This is a genomic window from Pseudoalteromonas galatheae (assembly GCF_005886105.2).
Lineage (GTDB): Bacteria > Pseudomonadota > Gammaproteobacteria > Enterobacterales > Alteromonadaceae > Pseudoalteromonas > Pseudoalteromonas galatheae.
Window position 1 is genome coordinate 1,774,843 of record NZ_PNCO02000001.1, and the last position, 19,067, is coordinate 1,793,909.

A 19,067-nucleotide genomic window follows, 5' to 3' on the forward strand; every position below is an offset into this window, starting at 1 on the left:
GCTAAAGAGCCAAGCCATGAAAACAACATACTATCCGAGTATTTGGATCTCAGACGTACACTTGGGCTACAAGGACTGTAAAGCGAAGTTCTTGCTAGATTTTCTCAACAAAACTGAATGTGATGTACTCTATCTGGTTGGTGATATCGTTGATCTATGGTCAATGAAACGCCAATTTTTTTGGGATCCATCCCACTATCAGGTATTAGAATGCATACAAAAAAAAGCGGGATCTGGTACACGCGTTATCTACATACCGGGTAATCACGACGAAACCTTCAGAAACTATGTTGGGCAAACGCTTTTTAAAGTCGAAGTACATAAAACCTTTATTCATACTACTTCCGCAGGTAAGCGGTTTTTATTACTGCACGGTGATGATTTTGACTCGGCAACAAGATACAACAAATTGATCAGTATTATTGGGGATGCCGCTTATGATTTTCTACTCTTCTTAAATCGCTGGACCAATCGCGTACGACGTTTATATGGTGGTCATTATTGGTCGCTTGCATCTTGGCTGAAAAAGCGTGTGCATAAAGCCAGAGAGGCCATTGCTGCATTCGAGAATGCAGCAATTCATGAAGCGAGAAAACAAGGTGTCGACGGCATTATCTGCGGGCATATCCACCAACCGGAGATCCGTGTCGTAGATGGTATTGTGTACTGCAACGATGGTGATTGGATAGAAAACTGCACGGCATTGGTTGAAAACCAAGAAGGTCGTATCGAATTGCTGCATTGGTCAGATGTACAGTCCGTTCTTAACGTAGTTGAAATTGAAAACATTGAAACCGACAATGTTGAAGCCGCTTAATTAGCGGCTTCAGTTCTTCCAATTACTCTTCTTTTAATAACTTATGCAGTAAATCAATACGCTTGTTAATACGTTTGTTTTGCGCGTACGACTCTGCGCTTGCGCTCATCATTAAAATCCAAAAGATGTATAATACCAATTGAATTAATTCTCTAATCAATTTGAAGGGTGAAATAGCATATTAGCTTCGTTAAAAATTTCTCATTTAGAACAACTAAATAGCAAAATTTTTGCCTTGCCTATATGGAGATAGGTACCTTAGCGGTAGCAGGACGCGAGAGCGGTGCTACTAAAGCTATTTCCCCGCTTCAAGATAGATCATTTACTTAATACAACTGGTATAAAACGGGTTGTTCAATAATTTCTGGATAGCGATAAATTAAAAACACTATTGCCTCTAGCATACCGATATTCAGGTAGAATCGCCGCTTTTGTCAAGTGTGTTATATCACAAATGTGGTCATTGCCCAGACAATAATACCGATAATAAACACTAGACTGCCATATTGAAAGTGCCTCACCATTGGGAACACCGCTTTATCCGTGCGCTCAATAGACAAAGGATATTGCCAATGCGTTAACGCAAGTAAAAGTGGCTCGGCTTCTACGCTCATGCCAGAGAGTGAAACCGTCGCGCCATACTCAGTATCAAAGACCAAATCAACAACGTGATTACGACGAGTCGACGCGGTTAACATATCCAAGTCGCTGACTATAAACGTATTCCAGTGTACCTTTATATCGTTAACTTCATCCTTTGTTACCTCTCGTGCTTGTTTATCTGTAAACAGTAACGCAGGTAAAAACAAGCTATCTTCCTCAACCTTAATTTCGTTACAGGGTGAGTGATAGACAAAATAGTGTTTATTACTAATAAGTAAAGACGTCAACCAATAGCTCAAGTACGTGAGCACCAAAAATACCAAACCAGCTATGTAATTTTGTGACGAGTAAAGAATAAAGCAGGTCATTAGAGCAAAAGCCCCTACCACCATCCAAGCAATATGCTGCTTATGCTTAGGCGTCGGTAGTGCACATCGTAATACAGAGAATCGCGCTTCAATATCGCGATTGCGATTCATAAACAAAGGAAATAATCTTGCAAGGCTAGTTGGAGTTGAGCGCGTAGCTGATCTTCTATTTGCATCCGCGCCTGCCGTTGGTTGAACGTTATGGTCAAGATCTGATGCAGACAAAAGCGCGGTGAGTTTATCAGCTTGCCGCAAACACGAAAATGAATAGACCGCAGGTTCTTCACTTTCTGAAAGATAACTTATACCAATATAATTGAGTTGCTTGTTACCACCCGAAGATACATCAGTCACTGTTGAAAGCGGTATCACACACTCGTCTATTCGCCGAATATTTATATTCAATAACGATAGTTGTTTAGTGATTACAAACTGCTTTTGTGCAGGGTCAAACATTAAACGATTACGGTATGAAAATAGTAACAAAGAAATCACTAAGTAGATCAGAGCTTCCAAAAAGCTTGACCCGACTAAGTGAAAAACCGACGATAACAAGAATAAAATGGCAATGCCGTTAGTTACTGATTCACTGACTGACTTAAGTACTGAGGTTGATGTCATCCTACATTCCTTGAGTGACTAAAATTGAAACCTACGACTTCCGCAAGCTATCCAAATAAACAGCAGGCTAAATTACAGAAAGTTAAGCGCTGAATAGAGCGTTTATCGTACAGAAAAACGCCATAATTCTCAATGACTCACACCTAGCTCAAACTTTACCTAAACAATACGGTTTCTTTATTAAACCATTTAACGCAGCACACGAGTAACCCCGCCGCTAAAACGGCAGAAGCACCAAAAATTAACGCAACGTAGCCATAATCAACGGTGCCTTTGATGATTTCTTTTATCGCTAATGCGACATTGGTAATTGGGATCAATGCGGTTTTTGCGGTTAGTTCCATATTTGGCATTAAGGACATAACAATCGGTATGAAGATCCCCATGCTGAGTGGTCCCATGTAGTTTTGTGCTTCTTTAAAGGTTCTGGCGTAAATTGAAATGGCAAGTGTTAGCGATGAAAGCATCACAGCAACAGGGAGCAACAACGCAAAAATCAACACAAAGTCTAATAATGCAACCGACGAGAAGGCGTTTTTAATTACGTCTAGCTCGACAAAGCTACTGGCAACCCCTATCCACAGCGCCATGCTGGAGACCGTGATAAGCGCGCAGAATATCGAACTGCTCAATACAGTTAAAAACTTACCTAGCACCAGCTCTGTGCGAGAGATTGGTGTTAATAGCAGCGTCTCTAAGGTGCCACGCTCTTTCTCTCCAGCGCCTAAATCAATAGCTGGATAGCTTGCCCCCATCAATACCAGCGGAATCAACATATAAGGGATAAATGCACCTAACTTCTCGCCTAAATTTTCGCGTTTGTCAGCAGTATCCACTTTAGCAATCGATATGGGTTGGAGCACTGCCGCTTGCTCCGCTTGCGACAACCCCAGTGAGGTTAACTTCGCCGCTCTGAGTTCATCAGAAAACTTCTTAGCAAGTTTAGACAAGCGGTCGTAAATAAAGTTGATAGATTGCGCATCGTTAAACACGATTTTCCATTCACTTTTTACGCCAGACTCCAGATTTTCAACCGGATCGGATGGAATAAAAACCCCAACATCGATCACGCCACTTCGTACCGCATCACTCAGCGCTTCGACACTATCAAGCTTGAGCTCACCAGTATATTTCTTAAAACTTTTATGATAAAAAACCTGCTCAGAGAACTTTTCAGCATAGGCTTCATTTGCGATGTAATACGTATGAACTTCTTGCTCCGCTTCCATAGCGGCTTGTGATGCCATAAAGCCTACTAACGCCATAATCACTGGAAATACCAACATCGGCAGTGCAATCACAAAGAATAGTGTTTTGCGGTCGCGCAGCAGCTCTCTAATTTCTTTTAAAAATACCTCAAACATGCTGTGCTCCCGTCAACAAGTTCAAAAATGCCTGATTTAGCTCTTCACTTTGCCCTTTCGTTTTGAAATCAGCCAAGCTGCCATCAAAGCAGGTGATCCCTTTATCAATAACAGACACTCTATCGCACAATAACGCGACTTCATCTAAGTGGTGGGTAGAAAATATAACGGGTGTACCACGCGCTTTGAGGTCGCGAATAAAAGAGATAACTGTTTGTGTAGTCATAATATCAAGGCCGGTCGTAGGCTCATCTAGTACCACCACTTTAGGGCTATGTACCACCGCCCGTGCAATATTGGTCTTTTGTTTCATACCGGTCGATAGGTGTTCAGCCCTTTTATCTAGAAAGGTTTCCATCTCTAGGCGCTGAAATAGCTCATCGCATTTCGCTTTTAATGCTTTTCCTTTTAAACCATGAAGTCGTGCAAAATATTCAACATTTTCTTTGGCGGTAAGACGTCCATATAAACCAGTTGACCCTGATAAAAAACCGATGGCTTTGCGTGCAACAACAGGCTTTTTCACAATATCCTGACCATCCACTAAGATAGTACCGGCATCCGGCGTCAGCGCTGTTGAGAGCATACGCAAAGTGGTGGTTTTTCCCGCCCCATTGGGGCCCAGCAATCCAAGTACTTCGCCTTGTCCACAGTGCAGGTTAACCTCTTCTACACTGTGAAAAAAGCCATCACGCTCGCGAGGATCCGTCTGACTCTTTTTCTTTTTGTGTTCGCGAGTCAAGGCGAAGCGTTTTTTTAATCCATTGATAGCTATCATGCTATTTCCTTCTTTTCGGCCTGAAATAGTCCGTATTTTGATAAAATTCTAAATCTTGTGGCTCATGCCAGTTTGGGATCCCAAGCAGCGGAATGGGTGACATTTTGGTATTGTCTTCAAGCAGCCCATCATTGATCAGTGCGACCAATTTATCATCTAAGCAACGATATTGTTCGCTTAGTGAAAGTTGCCAAAATGCAGCATCAACATTGATACATACCAGTTTTCCCGTTAGCCCAATAAAGGGATTGGTTAGCATCTCGTAGTTTGCATGGCCAAATACAAAAGGCTTTAGGTTTTGCTGCCATTCTGAGCGATTATCGTAAAATACATTCTGCCATTGGTGTGATTTAAAGGCATCACGCCATTTATCATCATCGATTGCCAACACCAAACCACACTCATCAAAAAGTGTTAACGCATTGCGCTTTTTACTTCGCTGCTTTAAACCAAACTGTGCTATTTCTTCGATATGTAGGGCATTTAACAAAGCTTTTGTTTTAGGGAATAAACACCAAATCAACGCGCCAAATAAATCGTGCCAATTTTGACTACGCGTCGGTACCTGATGGGTTTCAAAGATAATCTCTTCATAGTATTTATCGCCAAAATCTATCGTTTCATCGGCCACAAAGCGGGTATCATACTGTTGCAAGCTAATGCTGTTTACGTGCGAAGACAACCACTGGGGGCTTGGCCAGTCTTGTTGGCTTTTTAAGTCAAAAAGCTGATTTAAATGGGAAAATGGCTCAGCATGTAAACATGCGACCTGCCACGCCTCAGGCGCTGTAAACTTTTTCATTTGATTGAGATACTTATCATGCAATTAGCCGACTATTTTACTGAAGCGCCTGATACTTGGCAAAAGCCAATTGTAAATGAGCGTAACAGGCTAAATCGTATGCTAAAATTAAGGTAATTATTAAAAATTGTGCTGTGTTCTGTTCCAACTACGGATTTTCATTCATTTCGATCTCCTCTAGCCGTCTTGTCCCGCTCGAACTTTTACGCATTTTATGTTACTACTTATGGGTTCCTAACAAGTAAAAGAAAGGCAATTATGAAACTTAAACTGACGCTCAGCGCTCTATCTATGGCGGTGTTGGCGGGCTGTGTTAGCACTAGCAATAGCCCCCAAGACATCGATACTGCATACAATAGTATTAATGATGCTCAACTCAGAGCCCATATTAAAACCCTTGCCTCTGATGAGTTTGGCGGCCGTGCTCCGTCAACAAAAGGTGAAGAGCTAACGCTTGCCTATTTAACCAAACATTTTAAAGCGCTTGGCTATCAGCCAGGCAATGGCAACAGCTTCTTACAAGAAGTGCCGCTGGTTTCGCTTGAAGCCGATCCTGATATGACGTTAACTATCGGTGGCAAAAACTACGAATATAAAAAAGACATGGTGATGGGCTCGGCCCGTATCAGTGAACTCGAATCAATCAAAGATTCAGAGCTGGTTTTTGTTGGCTATGGCGTAAATGCTCCAGAGTACGACTGGAATGACTACGAAGGCCTAGACGTTAAAGGCAAGACAGTGGTGATGCTAGTAAACGATCCAGGTTTTGCTAATCCTGATTCGGGTAAATTTACCGGTGAAGCTATGACCTATTATGGTCGTTGGACGTACAAGTACGAAGAAGCTTCACGCCAAGGCGCAGCAGGTGCGATCATTATTCACGAAACAGCGCCAGCTTCTTATCCGTGGAGCGTAGTAGAAAATTCTTGGAGTGGCCCACAGTTTGGCTTCCAAAAAGAAAATAACAATATGGATCGCGTCGCGGTTGAAGGTTGGGTAACGGTAGACGTTGCTAAAGAGCTGTTTCAAAAGGCTGGACTTGATTTTGACACCGCAAAGAAAAAGGCAGCAGCTGGCGCATACCACGTTGATATGGGCAACCTAAGCGCATCAGTTACCGTCAAAAACACCATCAAAAAATCGACTTCGTATAACTTTATCGCCACCCTGCCAGGTAGCAAAAAGTCTGACGAGCACATCATCTACTCGGCTCACTGGGATCATTTAGGTACCGATCCAAACCGTAAAGGTGACCAGATCTATAACGGTGCGCATGATAATGCCAGCGGTACAGGCGGTATGATTGAGGTAGCCGAAGCCTTTACTAAACTGCCTACTCGCCCTAGCCGCTCAATTACGTTTTTGGCTGTGACGGCTGAAGAGCAAGGTCTGTTAGGCTCTAAATTTTATGCTGCAAACCCTGTTATTCCAGCAGAGAAAACCGTTGCTAACATCAATATGGATAGCCTAAATTTATTGGGTAAAGTAAAAGACATCAGCGTAGTTGGTATTGGCAAATCAGAACTCGATGAAATGCTAGAAACTGCAGCAAAAGCGCAAGATCGCGTCGTTTCAGGGGATCCACGTCCTGCCGCTGGTGGTTACTATCGCTCTGATCACTTCGCATTTGCGAACATGGGTGTGCCTGCCATGTACGCCGGTGGTGGAACCGAAGCACGTGACGAAGAGACTGAAACCTACCGTAAACGTATGGGCTTAGTATTGCGCGGTTGTTATCATCAGCCTTGCGATCGTTACCGTGAAGAGTGGGATTTAAGCGGAGCGATACAGGATCTACAGCTGTTCTTTAAAGTTGGCTATGATGTCTCTGAGCAAGACGCTTGGCCGAAATGGAAAGCAACCGCAGAGTTCCAAAGAAAATAATGTAAATGATATTGATTTTCATTTAAAATGAAATTAAAGTGCAACTTAGACAATACACGGGTTGCACTTTATGTTTTCATCTCTACTTCGATACTCTCAACCAGCACATGGCGCTAAGGTGAGTTTATTGTTCAACAAACGGCTAATTTTACCCCTCGTTATTATTGTACTTTTAGCATTTGAAACGGCGAGACCAATTGTGGTCAGCGCGCTGAGCGATGCATTCTTTCAAGTCAGCGTCTTTGTTGCCGCTACTCTACTCGTGTACTACTTTCTTGTTGATAAAATTCCACAGCTTAATCTCAGTTATCTGAGTACCAAATCCCCTATTCTCGAAATAACCATGGCGTCAATATTGGGCGCACTGCCTGGCTGTGGTGGTGCGATTATCGTGGTCACCCAATTTACCAAAAAACAAGCAAGCTTTGCTTCAGTTGTCGCTGTGCTTACTGCGACGATGGGAGACGCTGCGTTTTTACTGCTCGCCAAAGAGCCGCTGATAGGCCTCACTATCATCGCGATGGGCGTTGGTGTGGGTATCGTGAGTGGGCTATGTGTGCACTTAATTCATAAACCCAACTTTTGTGTCCCGCAGACCATCAATGAAGTCGAAGAAGAAACCTTACACGCGAGCCGTGCGTTTAGTTTAAGCCGTAAGGTGTGGAAGCTATGCTTACTGCCTAGCCTTGCAATTGCGCTCGCGATTGCTTTTAACGTCGATTTAGCACCTTTTGATACAGAAATCGCTTGGCTTGGTGCTGCATTATGTCTTTTCGCTGTTTGCGTGTGGGCACTTAATTCAAAAGGCGTAAGCTATAAAGATATCACCTGTGAAGAAGGTGAATGCGACCCACCGTCAAAACTCACCAGAGTGCTACAGGACACGCACTTTGTGACAGCTTGGGTGGTTGCAAGCTTTTTGCTTTACGAGCTATCTACCGCGTATTTAGGCCTTGATCTCGCGGTTTGGTTTAAAGACTATGCGCTGTATGCACCACTGGTGGCCATTCTTGTCGGGTTATTACCAGGCTGTGGACCCCAAATTGTTGTTACAACGCTGTACCTGCAAGGTGTCGTGCCATTTAGTGCCCTGGCGGCCAATGCCGTTGCTAACGATGGCGATGCGTTATTTCCAGCGATAGCTCTGGCACCAAGGGCGGCGCTATTTGCCACTATCTACTCTGCAGTGCCTGCATTTATCGTGGGCTACGGCCTCTACTACATTAATTTGGCTTAATACTTGAGTATATCGACGTAGTGATCTGACACAGGCTCAGTGCGCTAACTCATACACGGTCTGGCAGTTTAAGGTTATGAGTTCAACCAAATCTGACCGTCCGTAACTAATTAATCGCCGAAAAGAGCGAATAGCGGGCGGTCAAATAAACTTATTTTTGGACAAAAACGTTTTAGGTCGTCGGCTGTATTAGACAAATTTCGCTTAAAGGTTTCTATGGGCTAACGCCGCATTAAGGTATGAGTAACGCTTGGCTATACTTGAGCGAAGCCAAAATGCCAAGTGTTGCGGATCACTATTCAGTCCTTTTGTTAGCACTATAAGTACTCTTGACCAACACTTTGCAGCACAGAAAGCATTGCCAACACTTCAGATGCTACATAGCTACCATTATTGCCTTCGAAACCATAGCGCCATGAAACGAAATGTTTACTGTTTGTTTCAAAGAAACTTTCAGCAGATAACCCCATCTCTAGAGCATCGAACTTGCTCACTATTTTCTCTTTGTACTCACAAGGTAAACCACCAAACAAATTCTGTAAGTTATGACCTTGTTGGCTAACGTTGCCTATGACTCTTTCGTATTGAACAACCCCTTCACAGTACACAGAAGGTTTTTTAAAAACTGTCTTTCCATCAAAACATTTCAAATATAGTTCAAGCGCGAAACTAGCATTTACTATAAAAGGCGCACCGCGATATTTCATTAACTCTGATTCATGTAATACGTCTGCCGCAATATGAAATGCTTCTGCCTGATAATAAATTTTAGGCTCTACTTGCCTTACCACTTTCATCGTAACCTCATATAGTGCTAACTCCTCAATCAGTCGACGCGTTAGCGGTCGGCTGCACTGATTTGTTTGGGTTTACAAGCTTGCTCTTTAACCAATTATTTATATCGCTTACTATCTTTTCGCGCATGCTTTCGCCATTAATATTCGCGAACCCATGATCGAGCGCTTCATATCTTCGGTATTCAATGTTTTGCTTTTTAATCTCTCTAAGGTTAGTGATCATTTCATCGACTTTGTCGGGTGATACAGATAAATCTCCACCCCCTTGAAGAATAAGCAAAGGTGTGTTCACCTTTTTTAGAACGTCAAATTGATCAATAGATAGCATCTGTTGCCACCACTTGTAACCATGTCCACTTACTTCGAGCTTATCTGGTTTGTTGTTAAGAATGTGATTTGAGAACTCTTTAAAACCAATGATACTTGCTTCCGCTTCTATACTATTTGCAGCGGTCGCAGAAATATTGTGTGTGACATCATCAATGAACTTTCTCCCCCCTCCATTGAAAGAGATTGTTGCAGTTATACCGTCAATTGTCGCTGATACTAAATTCGCTATAATTGCACCTTCACTACCACCTAGAACAACAAGATTAGAGTATTTATTTTTTTTCCGTATAAAGTCTAAAACTTTCATAACGTCAGCCACACGCTGATCCGGACTGTCGTTTTGAATGTATTGTGCTGGACAGTCTTTACGTTCAGCATCTTCGCTATAGGTCAGCGCGCTATCAATGCCGTATTTTTCAATTAAGAGGACGTCTGCCTCTGGCCAAACATTCTGATAATCTGTAAATATTGTTTCGATTTTTAGAACGCTGTTGCAATCAGATCCCTGAAGAATCAACAGCAACGTATCACTCTGTGACTGAGGGAGCGATCGAAGGAGGTAATAAGATACATTAGTGCCATCGTCTCTACTTACGGTATGAGTGCTGATGTTTTTCGCATTCAAAGAAAAAGTCAAAAATAGTAACGCTAAATATACTCCAGTTTTCATTTGCTACCCTAACGCCCCAAGCAGGGCTACTTTTAAGCTGGCTAAAATTAGGAGCGAAGCGACGGGAGCCAGCTTAAAATTGTCCCGTTGACTTGGCTTGTTATGTACCAAAACCTGATTTGTTGATAACGACTTTTTTGAAGCTATTACCTTCATACTTATACGCTGATAACACTAAGACATCACTGTTTAAAATAGAACCTTTAGACCACAACAAAAATGAATCTGCTGACACAACGCTGTATTGATACTCAATTACCCAAGGGTCTTGAGGTAATCGTTTTATGTAAATAATAGTGCCGTCAATTAAATTTCCAAGATGTTCTGGTAGACGGTTATTGTCTTTATAATAAAGTGAAATTGCAGTTTGTAATATCTCAATATCAAGTTCTGCTTCGTCGTTTTGGTTGAGAGGTGGGCAATCAACCATACTGGGAGCAAATAGACCTACAAGGATTAAGAAACCAAGAATTACGCAACTAAATTTGAAATATTTCATCGGCACACCTTGATACATAACGCCGCAAATAAACGGCAAAAATTAGTTGGCTAAAATTTATGAGGAACAAGCACAGCTAAGCTATTTGTGTCCGCCCTTTAAGCACTTTGTTATGTGCGCTTGTATGCATCTTCATGTGAGATGCCAAGATTTACTAATAAATCTTCAAAATAGCCAACATCTTCTAACTCGCGATTATCTTCATAAGCTAAGCACAAAATAATTCTCATCTTTGCTACTTCTGGGACAGATATGTTGTAACCATCGTTACTATCAACCCAAGACCACAAATCCTCTTTTAACTGCTCAAGGTTAAGATTTTTATGTTCAATCCAATAACCTTTTAGTTGTGAAAATGCACTTTTTGCCAAAGGAATTTCCGGTACACCAAGCTTCTCTACCCAAGAAACCATATGGGCTGCATACTTATAATTTTCGTTCAAGATAGGAAACTCCCCTGAGCACATAGACATAATGACTCCCACACGGTGCTAGCCTCCGCATTTCGTGGGTTAGCTTAAAGCCAGAGCCATAATTAGTTTGTCAAATAACTAAATAGCAGAGGCTAGCATGACTAAACATAACATACTTTTCATTGGCTTAGATACTCATAAAGAGTTCATTGAAGTTGCCTATATTGAAGACAATCGAGGTGCACAACCCATTCATTTCGGTCGTATTTATTCATCTAAAGTCACTATTAAAAAGCTTATCAGACAATTTGAATCTAAATACCCTAACACTACGCTCCATTTCGTTTATGAGGCTGGCCCCTGCGGTTACTGGATTTATCGGTTAATCACTAGTCTTGGTCATTGCTGCTATGTGGTTGCCCCTTCTCTCATTCCTAAAAAACCTGGCGAGCGTGTAAAAACTGACAAACGTGATGCACTTAAACTAGCTAAATTACTTAAGTCTGAAGACTTAACCCCTATTTATGTACCTGAGCCGGAAGATGAAGCTATTCGTGATTTATCTCGTGCTCGAGAAGTTGCGATGAAAGATTTAAAAGATGCAAAGTACCAGCTAAAAGCAATGCTTCTTCGCAACAACATTAACTATGCTGGCACAGCAAACTGGTCTCTCAAACACTTACGTTGGCTCACAGAGCTGGTATTGCCACATCCTGCACAACAAATCGTTTTACAAGAGTTTATTCAAACCATAAACGAGCGAACTGCACGATTGGAGCGACTCGACAATGAGCTCTCTCATCATGTTTATCAATGGCGTTACTACCCTGTAGTTAAAGCAATCCAAGCTATGCGCGGCGTTCGCTTACTCGTGGCCGCTGGTATTGTCTCTGAGCTTGGTGATTTAACCCGCTTCGACCATCCGCGAAAACTCATGAGTTATCTTGGGCTCGTTCCGAGTGAACACTCGAGTGGTGGTAAAAGGCATATTGGCGCAATTACTAAATGTGGCAATGGTCGTGCAAGGCGCTTATTAGTCGAAGGTGCTCACAGTTACCGTCATGCAGCCAACATATCGACTGAGTTACAAAAACGACAAGAAGGCTTACCAAAGCAACTTATTGATATTGCATGGAAAGCACAATTAAGGCTCTGTAAACGTTATAAAAAGCTTATAAATAAAGGCAAGCATTACAACCTCGTTGTCACCGCCATTGCCCGTGAAATGATTGCTTATATCTGGGCAATCGCAAAACAGGTTGTGCTCTCACCGGTAAATCCCAAATTAAGATTATCCAGAGTACCAGCTTAAAATGAACGAATTAGAGTTAATGTATTGGGTCAAGCATCGGGTGTGGCACAACCACCGACGGCGTTAGGATGGCAATGCAGCTAACGCAGCATTGAACCACGAACATAGACTGAAAACAGGTGCCACGTCGAGTTAAGTAAGGTCTGCTCTGCTCATGAAAATGAGTAACCAACGAATACCAGCAAGAAAACCGACGAAATTACTTGCTTCATCCTAATGCATTAACTCTCTCTAATTCGAGTTAAGAAATTATGGCTTAAAGTTAAGCAAGGATCAGTGTGTTTAACTTGACAGTGGGAGTCATACCAACGCCCTGTTAAGGGGTGAGCAACGCAATACCGAAGCTCCCGCATACCACCTTAAACACCAAAACCAACGCATAGTGAAAATGCCACGCGTTGCGAATCACTCTTAAACAGTTTGTTATATTTTATTTTCTACATAGCTTGGAACATCAACTTTTTGCCCACCTTGAGAAAAGTGATGATCAAATGCATAAGCTAATTTCTCCAGCGGAGCATCCTTATAGCCAACACTTTGAACCTCGGCTATGTAGCGTTGCAAAAAGCCTGGAGCGCCAAGAGTTTTCCATTGAGCAACATGCACCAACTCGTGAAAGTGCAGTCGTAGGTCCTGAGCGAAAGTCGGTAAAATATAATAAGTGTTCTTATATGTAATACCTTGAATTTCCATATCAAGAAAGTCACCTAAACCCGCTTCACGTAATTCTGGGAAATCTGGCTTTGGGATACTATCAACGATCACAAAATATGAGTCAGCTAGAAATTCTTCGGAGTAGAAGCCGGCGAACTGACGCGCAAACAACGTACAAATTTTTCGTTGGCTAGAAAACCTTTCGTTCGTTAAATCAATCCATTCTTCGATTCTGTTTAGCATGATGAACTCCAGTAAAATATAACGCCGCATTAAGGTGTGAGCGACGCTTGGCTATACTTGAGCGAAGCGAAAATGCCAAGCCTTGCGAATCGCTCTTAAATGCTTTGTTATGCTCGTTTACTTTTCAGGAACTTTTAGCTGCATAGCTTCGAGCATTTTTTCATATCTAGCACTATATTCAGGGCGTTCTGGTATAAAACTTAATTCTTCATCATCCGCTGATAATCCCAACTCTTTCACTTTTAGATCGTCAAATATCGAGAAATCATAGTCTTTAAAAAGCTTACGTTCATTCAAAAACATACAATCGGTCTCAAAGAATCTAGATTTTTCTTTTGGCATATTATCTATTATTGAAGGTGTGATAAACCACCCATCCGATATTGAAATTAGTGATTCAACATACTTTACGACATTATACTTTGAAGAAAAATAATTATTAACCTTCTCAGTTCTCTCACTATCTGCCAACAGTAAGTTGGGAATAAGTCCAATAATAACGGTACTGTTCTGATAAGGTACTACCATCGAATAGAACTTTACTCTGGTATTACCTACACCGGCATGTTGAATAGCGCTTAAGGCTACTGGTATTTTAAAGTCCAACTTATAATAAAATATTGTATGATCGAAACGTTCATTTGTAATCACTTGCAGCTCATTTAACGGAATGGCTTTATCGTCTATTGTGTCATTAATAGATTTTATCTTGTAAATTAACTCTTCATCTTTTCTTAATTCATAGTCAAATAATTCTGAAATTTGGAATTTTAGTTTCCGCTGTGCAGCCTCTAATATTCTAGGGTCGTCAAGCATAGGTATTATTTTTTCAAACTCACTGCCTTTCAAGGCAAGCTCTACATCGCTCCTAGGTATCATTTTATGTGCATTGAGATCATTTAACTTATACATATCAATAAGAGCTGTCTTTTCTTGATTATGCGAAACACATAACGTTCTATAAATTTGAAGCAAAACATCTCTTGTACTTGAAATTTCGTAATCATCTAGCCTTTTAAAGGTTTCCTCATGTTTATCACAAAAACAATGATGCCTTGTTGCTTTATTAGTACTAATTCTATCTATAAGCGGTTTTTTCGTATCCCTGCTATCTCGTTTTGGAATAAATGAATATAGGTGATAGTTTTCTGCGATCGACTCGAGAGAAATATTTCTAGATACTGCATGAGATTTAACATTTTCCTCAAAGCAATTTGGGTACACACACGTTCTTGTATCAAAGTAAATCATCAAAGACCTCAATATATTTTAAGACGAAGAGCATAACGCCCCACTCACCGGAATTTTAGGAACGAAGCGAGTAAAATTTCCGAGTGCAGTGGCTTGTTAGGCCTCATTGCTCAAATAATGGATAAATGAATATGGAGATTCACTTAATTTTTTCTTACTTTCATTTCGAACTTTTGCAGCATTTGAACCCAAACTAGACAGAGCCGCTACTCCAAGAGCAGCGGTTAGAGCTAAAGGCATACCAGAAGATACAGCTCCAACAAAGCCACCAAAAGTTGTCCACACAACTCTATCCTCAGTTAGTTTTTTTGTAAGTTCTTTAAAGCTACTTTTGTTGATATTTACAAGACTACTCACTTCTTTTTCCGCCTTAAACAAAGAGGCCTCAATGGCGCTTTTGAGCATTTTTTCTGATGGCGACTCTGTCACAATAGAGTGCGCTTCGTGGACAACTGTTTTTCTCAAAACAGCCAATTCACCCGCTCTCTCATCCATCATTTTGTTTACAACTTTAATTCCATTTGAGTCTAGTTTCGGAGTGTAAGGAGACAACAATTTATCAAACAATGTAGATGCTAAACTTTCTGCTCTAAATGGCAGGGTATCTTCTACAGGCGCAGCAACCTCATCACCTACAATAGCCAATATATTTAGCATATCCTTAGAGTCGGTAAGCCAGCTTCCCCTCCCAGTTTTCGGAAGGGTATATCGATTCAATGCGCATTCAGCGAGTATTAAATTTTCTCCCCCTAGTTTAGAAGCGCGATTAGCCAAGCTCTCTAAAACCAAGTCTGGATCATTCTCGTGAATTATCATTAATTCATATATGCGGAAAATAAAATCTGTGATTGCCGCAGAATGTATATGAGCATTTTCCAAAGACGTCGCTGCAAGATGCAAGCACTTCTCGTGATAAGGTTCCCAAACTTCGTAATGCTCAGGTGTTCCAGGATAAATTGTCATAGCACGAGATATCTTGTCACCAAGAGGTGACAGGTGTTTCATCTCATTTACTGCAACCTCTTGCACGATATCAAAATGATAGAAAACGTAATTAAAGAGATTCGATAGAGGGTGGTTTGTCTGGTCAGCTCTTCCACCAACTGTGATAAAGGCGTCGATCGGGTCGCCCATTGGCCATGCAGCTAAAGATACAGCTAAATTCTCATGAAATAAAAGCGAAGTTGAGAAATTTCTAACTTTTGGCCCTATATGATATGGGTAAATCATTGGTGGAAGACTATTTACATCATTTTCCATTTCAATATGTTCCTTGAGGCCTAACGCCCTGTTAAGGGGTGAGCAACGCAATACCGAAGCCGCTGCATACCACCTTAATCACTTAAACCAACGCACAGTAAAAATGCCACGCGTTGCGAATCCCTCTTGAACAGTTTGTTATGTGCGTGCTAACTGAGGTACTTTTGCCAATGTTGCTGACCTTTCAAAACTACTCTGTAATCTTTGTAGTCCAATGAACTGTAGAGCTTTTTAGCTGCAACATTATCATCACCGACTTCTAGTGTGATTTTGAGGTAGTCATTATCACGACAATACTGTTCGATACCATTCAATTGCACCTTGCCAACACCTTTACCACGAAAGCTGTCCGACACCATAAAATCATGGATATTCATCACTCTTTGCGCACGATAAGTTGAGAATTATTCAAAGCAAACCGCAAAGCCAGCAGGCTTATTGTCGACAAAACTGATAAACCCGTGGAAATAAGGCAACGTAAATAGCCGAGCAATTACTGAGAGATCTAGTTCAATTGAGAATCCAGATAGATACTCTTTGAACAGAGTCTCGAATATACTTTTGTCCTCAATGCTTTCTGTTTCGATACGCCTGATTGTGATTTCCATATTCATTTCCATCAAAGCACATAACAATTTAATATCGACCCAATGGGTCGTTTATCTACCTAGTCATGGGTCATTATTCTCATTGTACCAGTTTTATCACAATAACTAACTTGTTACTACAGATATAGTTTTAATCATTATGAAACTATGAAAAGGATAAAAACGACCCAGTGGGTCGTTTTCTTGACTATAGGAGAAATACGCCAATACTGTATATAAACACAGTTTATTTTTAGAGCTAATTCAATGAGAACTCGTTCACCATTTCTAAATCACATCGCCGAGTTTATGCTGACTAAGCAATATTCGCTCAGAACAGTTGATACATATCTTAAGTGGACTTCTTCCTATATTCATCTTCATGATAAGCGTCACCCAGCTTCAATGGGCGATAACGAGGTTGTCGAATATTTCGACTACCTTGTACTTAAATGTAATGTGCCGCCTAAAACACAAGCGACAGCGTTAAATGCATTATCTTTTCTGTAATAAGCAAATAATTAAACAGGATTTGTGTCCTAATTTAACGTTTGTCAGAAGCAAGCGCCAATCTAAGTTGCCAATTGTTATGACCCCCGATGAGGTTAAACGCCTCATGTCGTTTTTAAGTAAACGATATTATTTAATTTCAGGTTTAATGTATGGTAGCGGCTTACGTGTAATGGAAGCTGTTCAACTACGAGTTCAGGATATTGACTTTGACTACAAGTGCATTCGGATCTGGAATGGAAAAGGGAATAAACATCGGGTAGTTACACTTGCCACTGAACTTATACCTTTGCTAAGAAATCAAATTGCTCAGGTTAATGAATACTTAAAATTAGATCCCCAGAACGAATATTATGCTGGTGTTTGGATGCCAAACGCACTAGCAAGAAAATATCCTAGCGCCAATAAGTCAATTGCTTGGCAGTATCCATTTCCCTCATATAAGTTAAGTGCTGATCCTGAAACTGGCGAGATCCGCTGGCATCACTTCCATCAAACAGGAGTACGTAAAGCGGTAAAAGAGGCAGCCAAAGAAAGCAAAAATAACAAAACCTATAACGCCCCACACTTTTAGACATTCATTTGCTACTCATTTACTACAAAGTGGTGCAGATATTAGAACCGTACAAGCTCAACTTGATCATTCCGATGTGAAGACAACGCAAATATATACTCATGTTTTACAGCAAGGCGCAAACGGTGTTGTTAGCCCTTTGAGCAAAATTTTCTAGCTTGTTTTGGGGCAGAAACATGTTAGTACCGCAGTCCGCACCTGACCAATAGCTGAAGTGTCCGTACTCATAGCGCTTTATATTTGCACTCTATCAGGTCAAAAATTAGCGCTTATTCACTTAATTGTGTTCACTTAATTGAATAAGTCACTTTACTCACTTGGATGATAATGGCGAATACCATTGTCATCCACCATGCGTAACAGCTATCGTGGTTTTGAAACGCTTTGTAAAACACCTCGTCATATAGCAGCTTTTCGCTTTTCGTTTCGCCACCAACTCCTTGATAACTGACCAACATGTGACATTCGTGACAAATAAGCGGATTCACCAAGCGCTTATCAGCAGCTTTGACGACTGCGGTTACTTCATACACTTTACCGTGCTCTTTAGTTTTGAACCAAGTCATACACTAATTTCGCTCCAATTAAATCACTCAGTGCTGTTCCTACAGACTTAAACAAAGTAATTTCATTCTCGTTACTTCGACCTAGGTTATTTTTAGTCATTTCGCTAAGCTCTGCAACCACCTTATCGGGGCTAAATTTACCTTCACTGATCGGTAACAACAATTCGCCCGCCTCGTTCAATACATTGGCGCGACTATCTACAAAAACGCGACTCTTAGTTACCGTTGTGGTATCAATTTCTCGACAATCTTTATGGTGATTGCCAATGCAATCTATATGCGTACCATCGCTCAACCACTCTCCATTGAACAAAGGCGTATGACTGCCTGTTGCACAGCTGATCACATCTGCCGAAGCGATAACAGACGCAGTTGCCTCTTGATGCAATGAAAATTCCATTCCCGGATGCTGCGAGGACAATAGATCCAGCAACAGGCGTCCTTTTTCAGCATTGCGTGCAATTATTGAAATTTTAATGTAATTTCTAACACTTAAATGCGCATTAATCATGTAACTAGCTAAATTGCCTGAACCGAAGAAAACCAAATGTTTGGCATGTGTAGGTGCTAAATACTCTGCGGCTAATGCTGACACAGCAGAGGTTCTCCACAACGTCACTTCTGTGCCGTCCACAAGCGCGAGCGGCTCACCGAACTGCCTAGAAAACAGCATGATTTTTGAGTAAAGGCTAGCTTTATCGTGCTGGTTGTTATCTGGGAAATAGGTAAAGGCCTTTACGCCAATCACATCTGCATTCCAAGCAGGTAAAACAGCAAAAGCGTCATGATTGCAATGACTGTTATCTAGCTCAAAAACTTGCCGTGTTGGTGTACCTGCTGGTTGCGCAAAACCCTGTTTAAGCGCCTGAATTAAGCTTGGGTAGTTGAGGCTATCCGCAACCTCTTGGCGAGTAATAATTTGCATCA

19 protein-coding genes and 1 pseudogene are annotated in these 19,067 nt (G+C 41.3%); 5 read left to right on the top strand and 15 right to left on the bottom strand.

What is annotated here, in order from left to right:
* The first annotated feature begins 16 nt into the window (after window positions 1-16).
* Complete coding sequence (locus CWC29_RS07745) at window positions 17-817, top strand: UDP-2,3-diacylglucosamine diphosphatase (RefSeq protein WP_128728068.1); 801 nt, start codon at window positions 17-19, stop codon at window positions 815-817.
* Window positions 818-1,260: 443 nt separating this feature from the next.
* On the opposite strand, the gene CWC29_RS07750 is transcribed toward CWC29_RS07745, so the two are convergent.
* From CWC29_RS07750 to CWC29_RS07765, 4 genes are all read right to left on the bottom strand, one after another.
* Window positions 1,261-2,409 carry a hypothetical protein gene (locus CWC29_RS07750; RefSeq protein WP_128728067.1) on the bottom strand — a complete coding sequence of 383 codons (1,149 nt, stop codon included), beginning with the start codon at window positions 2,407-2,409 and terminating at the stop codon, window positions 1,261-1,263.
* A gap of 155 nt (window positions 2,410-2,564) precedes the next feature.
* Window positions 2,565-3,773: an ABC transporter permease gene (locus CWC29_RS07755; protein WP_138523884.1), complete on the bottom strand. Its 1,209-nt coding sequence runs from the start codon at window positions 3,771-3,773 to the stop codon at window positions 2,565-2,567.
* Window positions 3,766-4,551, bottom strand: a complete 786-nt coding sequence (locus tag CWC29_RS07760) for an ABC transporter ATP-binding protein (protein ID WP_128728065.1) — start codon at window positions 4,549-4,551, stop codon at window positions 3,766-3,768. The genes CWC29_RS07755 and CWC29_RS07760 overlap by 8 nt, the downstream gene beginning before the upstream one ends.
* 1 nt (window position 4,552) lies before the next feature.
* Window positions 4,553-5,353 (bottom strand): DUF3025 domain-containing protein, encoded by an 801-nt coding sequence (locus CWC29_RS07765; protein WP_138523886.1) that lies wholly within the window; start codon window positions 5,351-5,353, stop codon window positions 4,553-4,555.
* 258 nt (window positions 5,354-5,611) lie between these two features.
* On the opposite strand from CWC29_RS07765, the gene CWC29_RS07770 reads away from it, so the two are divergent.
* Both CWC29_RS07770 and CWC29_RS07775 read left to right on the top strand, forming a co-directional pair.
* A complete protein-coding gene (locus CWC29_RS07770) occupies window positions 5,612-7,237 on the top strand; it encodes a M28 family metallopeptidase (protein WP_138523887.1) in 1,626 nt (541 codons plus the stop codon).
* Window positions 7,238-7,307: 70 nt separating this feature from the next.
* Window positions 7,308-8,474, top strand: coding sequence for a putative manganese transporter (locus CWC29_RS07775; RefSeq protein ID WP_209319034.1), 1,167 nt, complete (start codon window positions 7,308-7,310; stop codon window positions 8,472-8,474).
* Between the two features lie 317 nt (window positions 8,475-8,791).
* On the opposite strand, the gene CWC29_RS07780 is transcribed toward CWC29_RS07775, so the two are convergent.
* The 4 genes from CWC29_RS07780 to CWC29_RS07795 form a co-directional block, all read right to left on the bottom strand.
* Window positions 8,792-9,271, bottom strand: coding sequence for a hypothetical protein (locus tag CWC29_RS07780; RefSeq protein WP_010604690.1), 480 nt, complete (start codon window positions 9,269-9,271; stop codon window positions 8,792-8,794).
* A gap of 25 nt (window positions 9,272-9,296) precedes the next feature.
* Window positions 9,297-10,271 carry an alpha/beta hydrolase family protein gene (locus CWC29_RS07785; protein WP_138523889.1) on the bottom strand — a complete coding sequence of 325 codons (975 nt, stop codon included), beginning with the start codon at window positions 10,269-10,271 and terminating at the stop codon, window positions 9,297-9,299.
* A 100-nt stretch (window positions 10,272-10,371) separates the two neighbouring features.
* On the bottom strand, window positions 10,372-10,770 hold the full coding sequence (locus CWC29_RS07790; RefSeq protein ID WP_167815418.1) for a type II secretion system protein GspG: 399 nt from the start codon (window positions 10,768-10,770) through the stop codon (window positions 10,372-10,374).
* A 110-nt stretch (window positions 10,771-10,880) separates the two neighbouring features.
* On the bottom strand, window positions 10,881-11,243 hold the full coding sequence (locus CWC29_RS07795; RefSeq protein ID WP_138523893.1) for a hypothetical protein: 363 nt from the start codon (window positions 11,241-11,243) through the stop codon (window positions 10,881-10,883).
* 97 nt (window positions 11,244-11,340) lie between these two features.
* Between CWC29_RS07795 and CWC29_RS07800 the strand changes: the two genes are divergently transcribed.
* A complete protein-coding gene (locus CWC29_RS07800; RefSeq protein WP_128725700.1) occupies window positions 11,341-12,495 on the top strand; it encodes an IS110 family RNA-guided transposase in 1,155 nt (384 codons plus the stop codon).
* Window positions 12,496-12,918: 423 nt separating this feature from the next.
* Here CWC29_RS07800 and CWC29_RS07810 read toward each other — a convergent pair whose 3' ends face one another.
* The 5 genes from CWC29_RS07810 to CWC29_RS23540 all read right to left on the bottom strand — a co-directional run bounded on the left by CWC29_RS07810 (window position 12,919) and on the right by CWC29_RS23540 (window position 16,511).
* Window positions 12,919-13,392, bottom strand: a complete 474-nt coding sequence (locus tag CWC29_RS07810) for a hypothetical protein (protein WP_010448942.1) — start codon at window positions 13,390-13,392, stop codon at window positions 12,919-12,921.
* 117 nt (window positions 13,393-13,509) lie between these two features.
* Window positions 13,510-14,643, bottom strand: a complete 1,134-nt coding sequence (locus tag CWC29_RS07815; RefSeq protein WP_138524780.1) for a hypothetical protein — start codon at window positions 14,641-14,643, stop codon at window positions 13,510-13,512.
* Between the two features lie 96 nt (window positions 14,644-14,739).
* Window positions 14,740-15,903, bottom strand: a complete 1,164-nt coding sequence (locus CWC29_RS07820; RefSeq protein WP_138524778.1) for a hypothetical protein — start codon at window positions 15,901-15,903, stop codon at window positions 14,740-14,742.
* A 149-nt stretch (window positions 15,904-16,052) separates the two neighbouring features.
* Complete coding sequence (locus tag CWC29_RS23535) at window positions 16,053-16,280, bottom strand: GNAT family N-acetyltransferase (protein WP_209319035.1); 228 nt, start codon at window positions 16,278-16,280, stop codon at window positions 16,053-16,055.
* A gap of 27 nt (window positions 16,281-16,307) precedes the next feature.
* On the bottom strand, window positions 16,308-16,511 hold the full coding sequence (locus CWC29_RS23540; protein WP_209319036.1) for a hypothetical protein: 204 nt from the start codon (window positions 16,509-16,511) through the stop codon (window positions 16,308-16,310).
* Window positions 16,512-16,757: 246 nt separating this feature from the next.
* Between CWC29_RS23540 and CWC29_RS07830 the strand changes: the two are divergent.
* Window positions 16,758-17,731, top strand: a pseudogene (locus CWC29_RS07830) (integron integrase).
* Between the two features lie 130 nt (window positions 17,732-17,861).
* On the opposite strand, the gene CWC29_RS07835 reads toward CWC29_RS07830, so the two are convergent.
* Together CWC29_RS07835 and lhpI are read right to left on the bottom strand one after the other, a co-directional pair.
* Window positions 17,862-18,140, bottom strand: coding sequence for a hypothetical protein (locus CWC29_RS07835; RefSeq protein ID WP_235956545.1), 279 nt, complete (start codon window positions 18,138-18,140; stop codon window positions 17,862-17,864).
* Window positions 18,121-19,065, bottom strand: a complete 945-nt coding sequence (gene lhpI, locus CWC29_RS07840; protein WP_138524776.1) for a bifunctional Delta(1)-pyrroline-2-carboxylate/Delta(1)-piperideine-2-carboxylate reductase — start codon at window positions 19,063-19,065, stop codon at window positions 18,121-18,123. The genes CWC29_RS07835 and lhpI overlap by 20 nt, the downstream gene beginning before the upstream one ends.
* Window positions 19,066-19,067: the final 2 nt, after the last annotated feature.

Excerpts from the sequence above, each read along its gene's own strand:
- CWC29_RS07810 (WP_010448942.1), bottom strand. The coding sequence starts at position 13,392 with ATGCTAAACAGAATCGAAGAATGGATTGATTTAACGAACGAAAGGTTT.
- CWC29_RS07800 (WP_128725700.1), top strand. The coding sequence starts at position 11,341 with ATGACTAAACATAACATACTTTTCATTGGCTTAGATACTCATAAAGAG.
- CWC29_RS07755 (WP_138523884.1), bottom strand. The coding sequence starts at position 3,773 with ATGTTTGAGGTATTTTTAAAAGAAATTAGAGAGCTGCTGCGCGACCGC.
- CWC29_RS07775 (WP_209319034.1), top strand. The coding sequence starts at position 7,308 with ATGTTTTCATCTCTACTTCGATACTCTCAACCAGCACATGGCGCTAAG.
- CWC29_RS07820 (WP_138524778.1), bottom strand. The coding sequence starts at position 15,903 with ATGGAAAATGATGTAAATAGTCTTCCACCAATGATTTACCCATATCAT.
- CWC29_RS23540 (WP_209319036.1), bottom strand. The coding sequence starts at position 16,511 with ATGGAAATCACAATCAGGCGTATCGAAACAGAAAGCATTGAGGACAAA.
- CWC29_RS07835 (WP_235956545.1), bottom strand. The coding sequence starts at position 18,140 with ATGACTTGGTTCAAAACTAAAGAGCACGGTAAAGTGTATGAAGTAACC.
- CWC29_RS07785 (WP_138523889.1), bottom strand. The coding sequence starts at position 10,271 with ATGAAAACTGGAGTATATTTAGCGTTACTATTTTTGACTTTTTCTTTG.
- CWC29_RS07795 (WP_138523893.1), bottom strand. The coding sequence starts at position 11,243 with ATGTCTATGTGCTCAGGGGAGTTTCCTATCTTGAACGAAAATTATAAG.
- CWC29_RS07760 (WP_128728065.1), bottom strand. The coding sequence starts at position 4,551 with ATGATAGCTATCAATGGATTAAAAAAACGCTTCGCCTTGACTCGCGAA.
- CWC29_RS07815 (WP_138524780.1), bottom strand. The coding sequence starts at position 14,643 with ATGATTTACTTTGATACAAGAACGTGTGTGTACCCAAATTGCTTTGAG.
- CWC29_RS07790 (WP_167815418.1), bottom strand. The coding sequence starts at position 10,770 with ATGAAATATTTCAAATTTAGTTGCGTAATTCTTGGTTTCTTAATCCTT.
- CWC29_RS07745 (WP_128728068.1), top strand. The coding sequence starts at position 17 with ATGAAAACAACATACTATCCGAGTATTTGGATCTCAGACGTACACTTG.
- CWC29_RS07765 (WP_138523886.1), bottom strand. The coding sequence starts at position 5,353 with ATGAAAAAGTTTACAGCGCCTGAGGCGTGGCAGGTCGCATGTTTACAT.
- CWC29_RS07780 (WP_010604690.1), bottom strand. The coding sequence starts at position 9,271 with ATGAAAGTGGTAAGGCAAGTAGAGCCTAAAATTTATTATCAGGCAGAA.
- CWC29_RS07770 (WP_138523887.1), top strand. The coding sequence starts at position 5,612 with ATGAAACTTAAACTGACGCTCAGCGCTCTATCTATGGCGGTGTTGGCG.
- CWC29_RS07750 (WP_128728067.1), bottom strand. The coding sequence starts at position 2,409 with ATGACATCAACCTCAGTACTTAAGTCAGTCAGTGAATCAGTAACTAAC.
- lhpI (WP_138524776.1), bottom strand. The coding sequence starts at position 19,065 with ATGCAAATTATTACTCGCCAAGAGGTTGCGGATAGCCTCAACTACCCA.
- CWC29_RS23535 (WP_209319035.1), bottom strand. The coding sequence starts at position 16,280 with ATGAATATCCATGATTTTATGGTGTCGGACAGCTTTCGTGGTAAAGGT.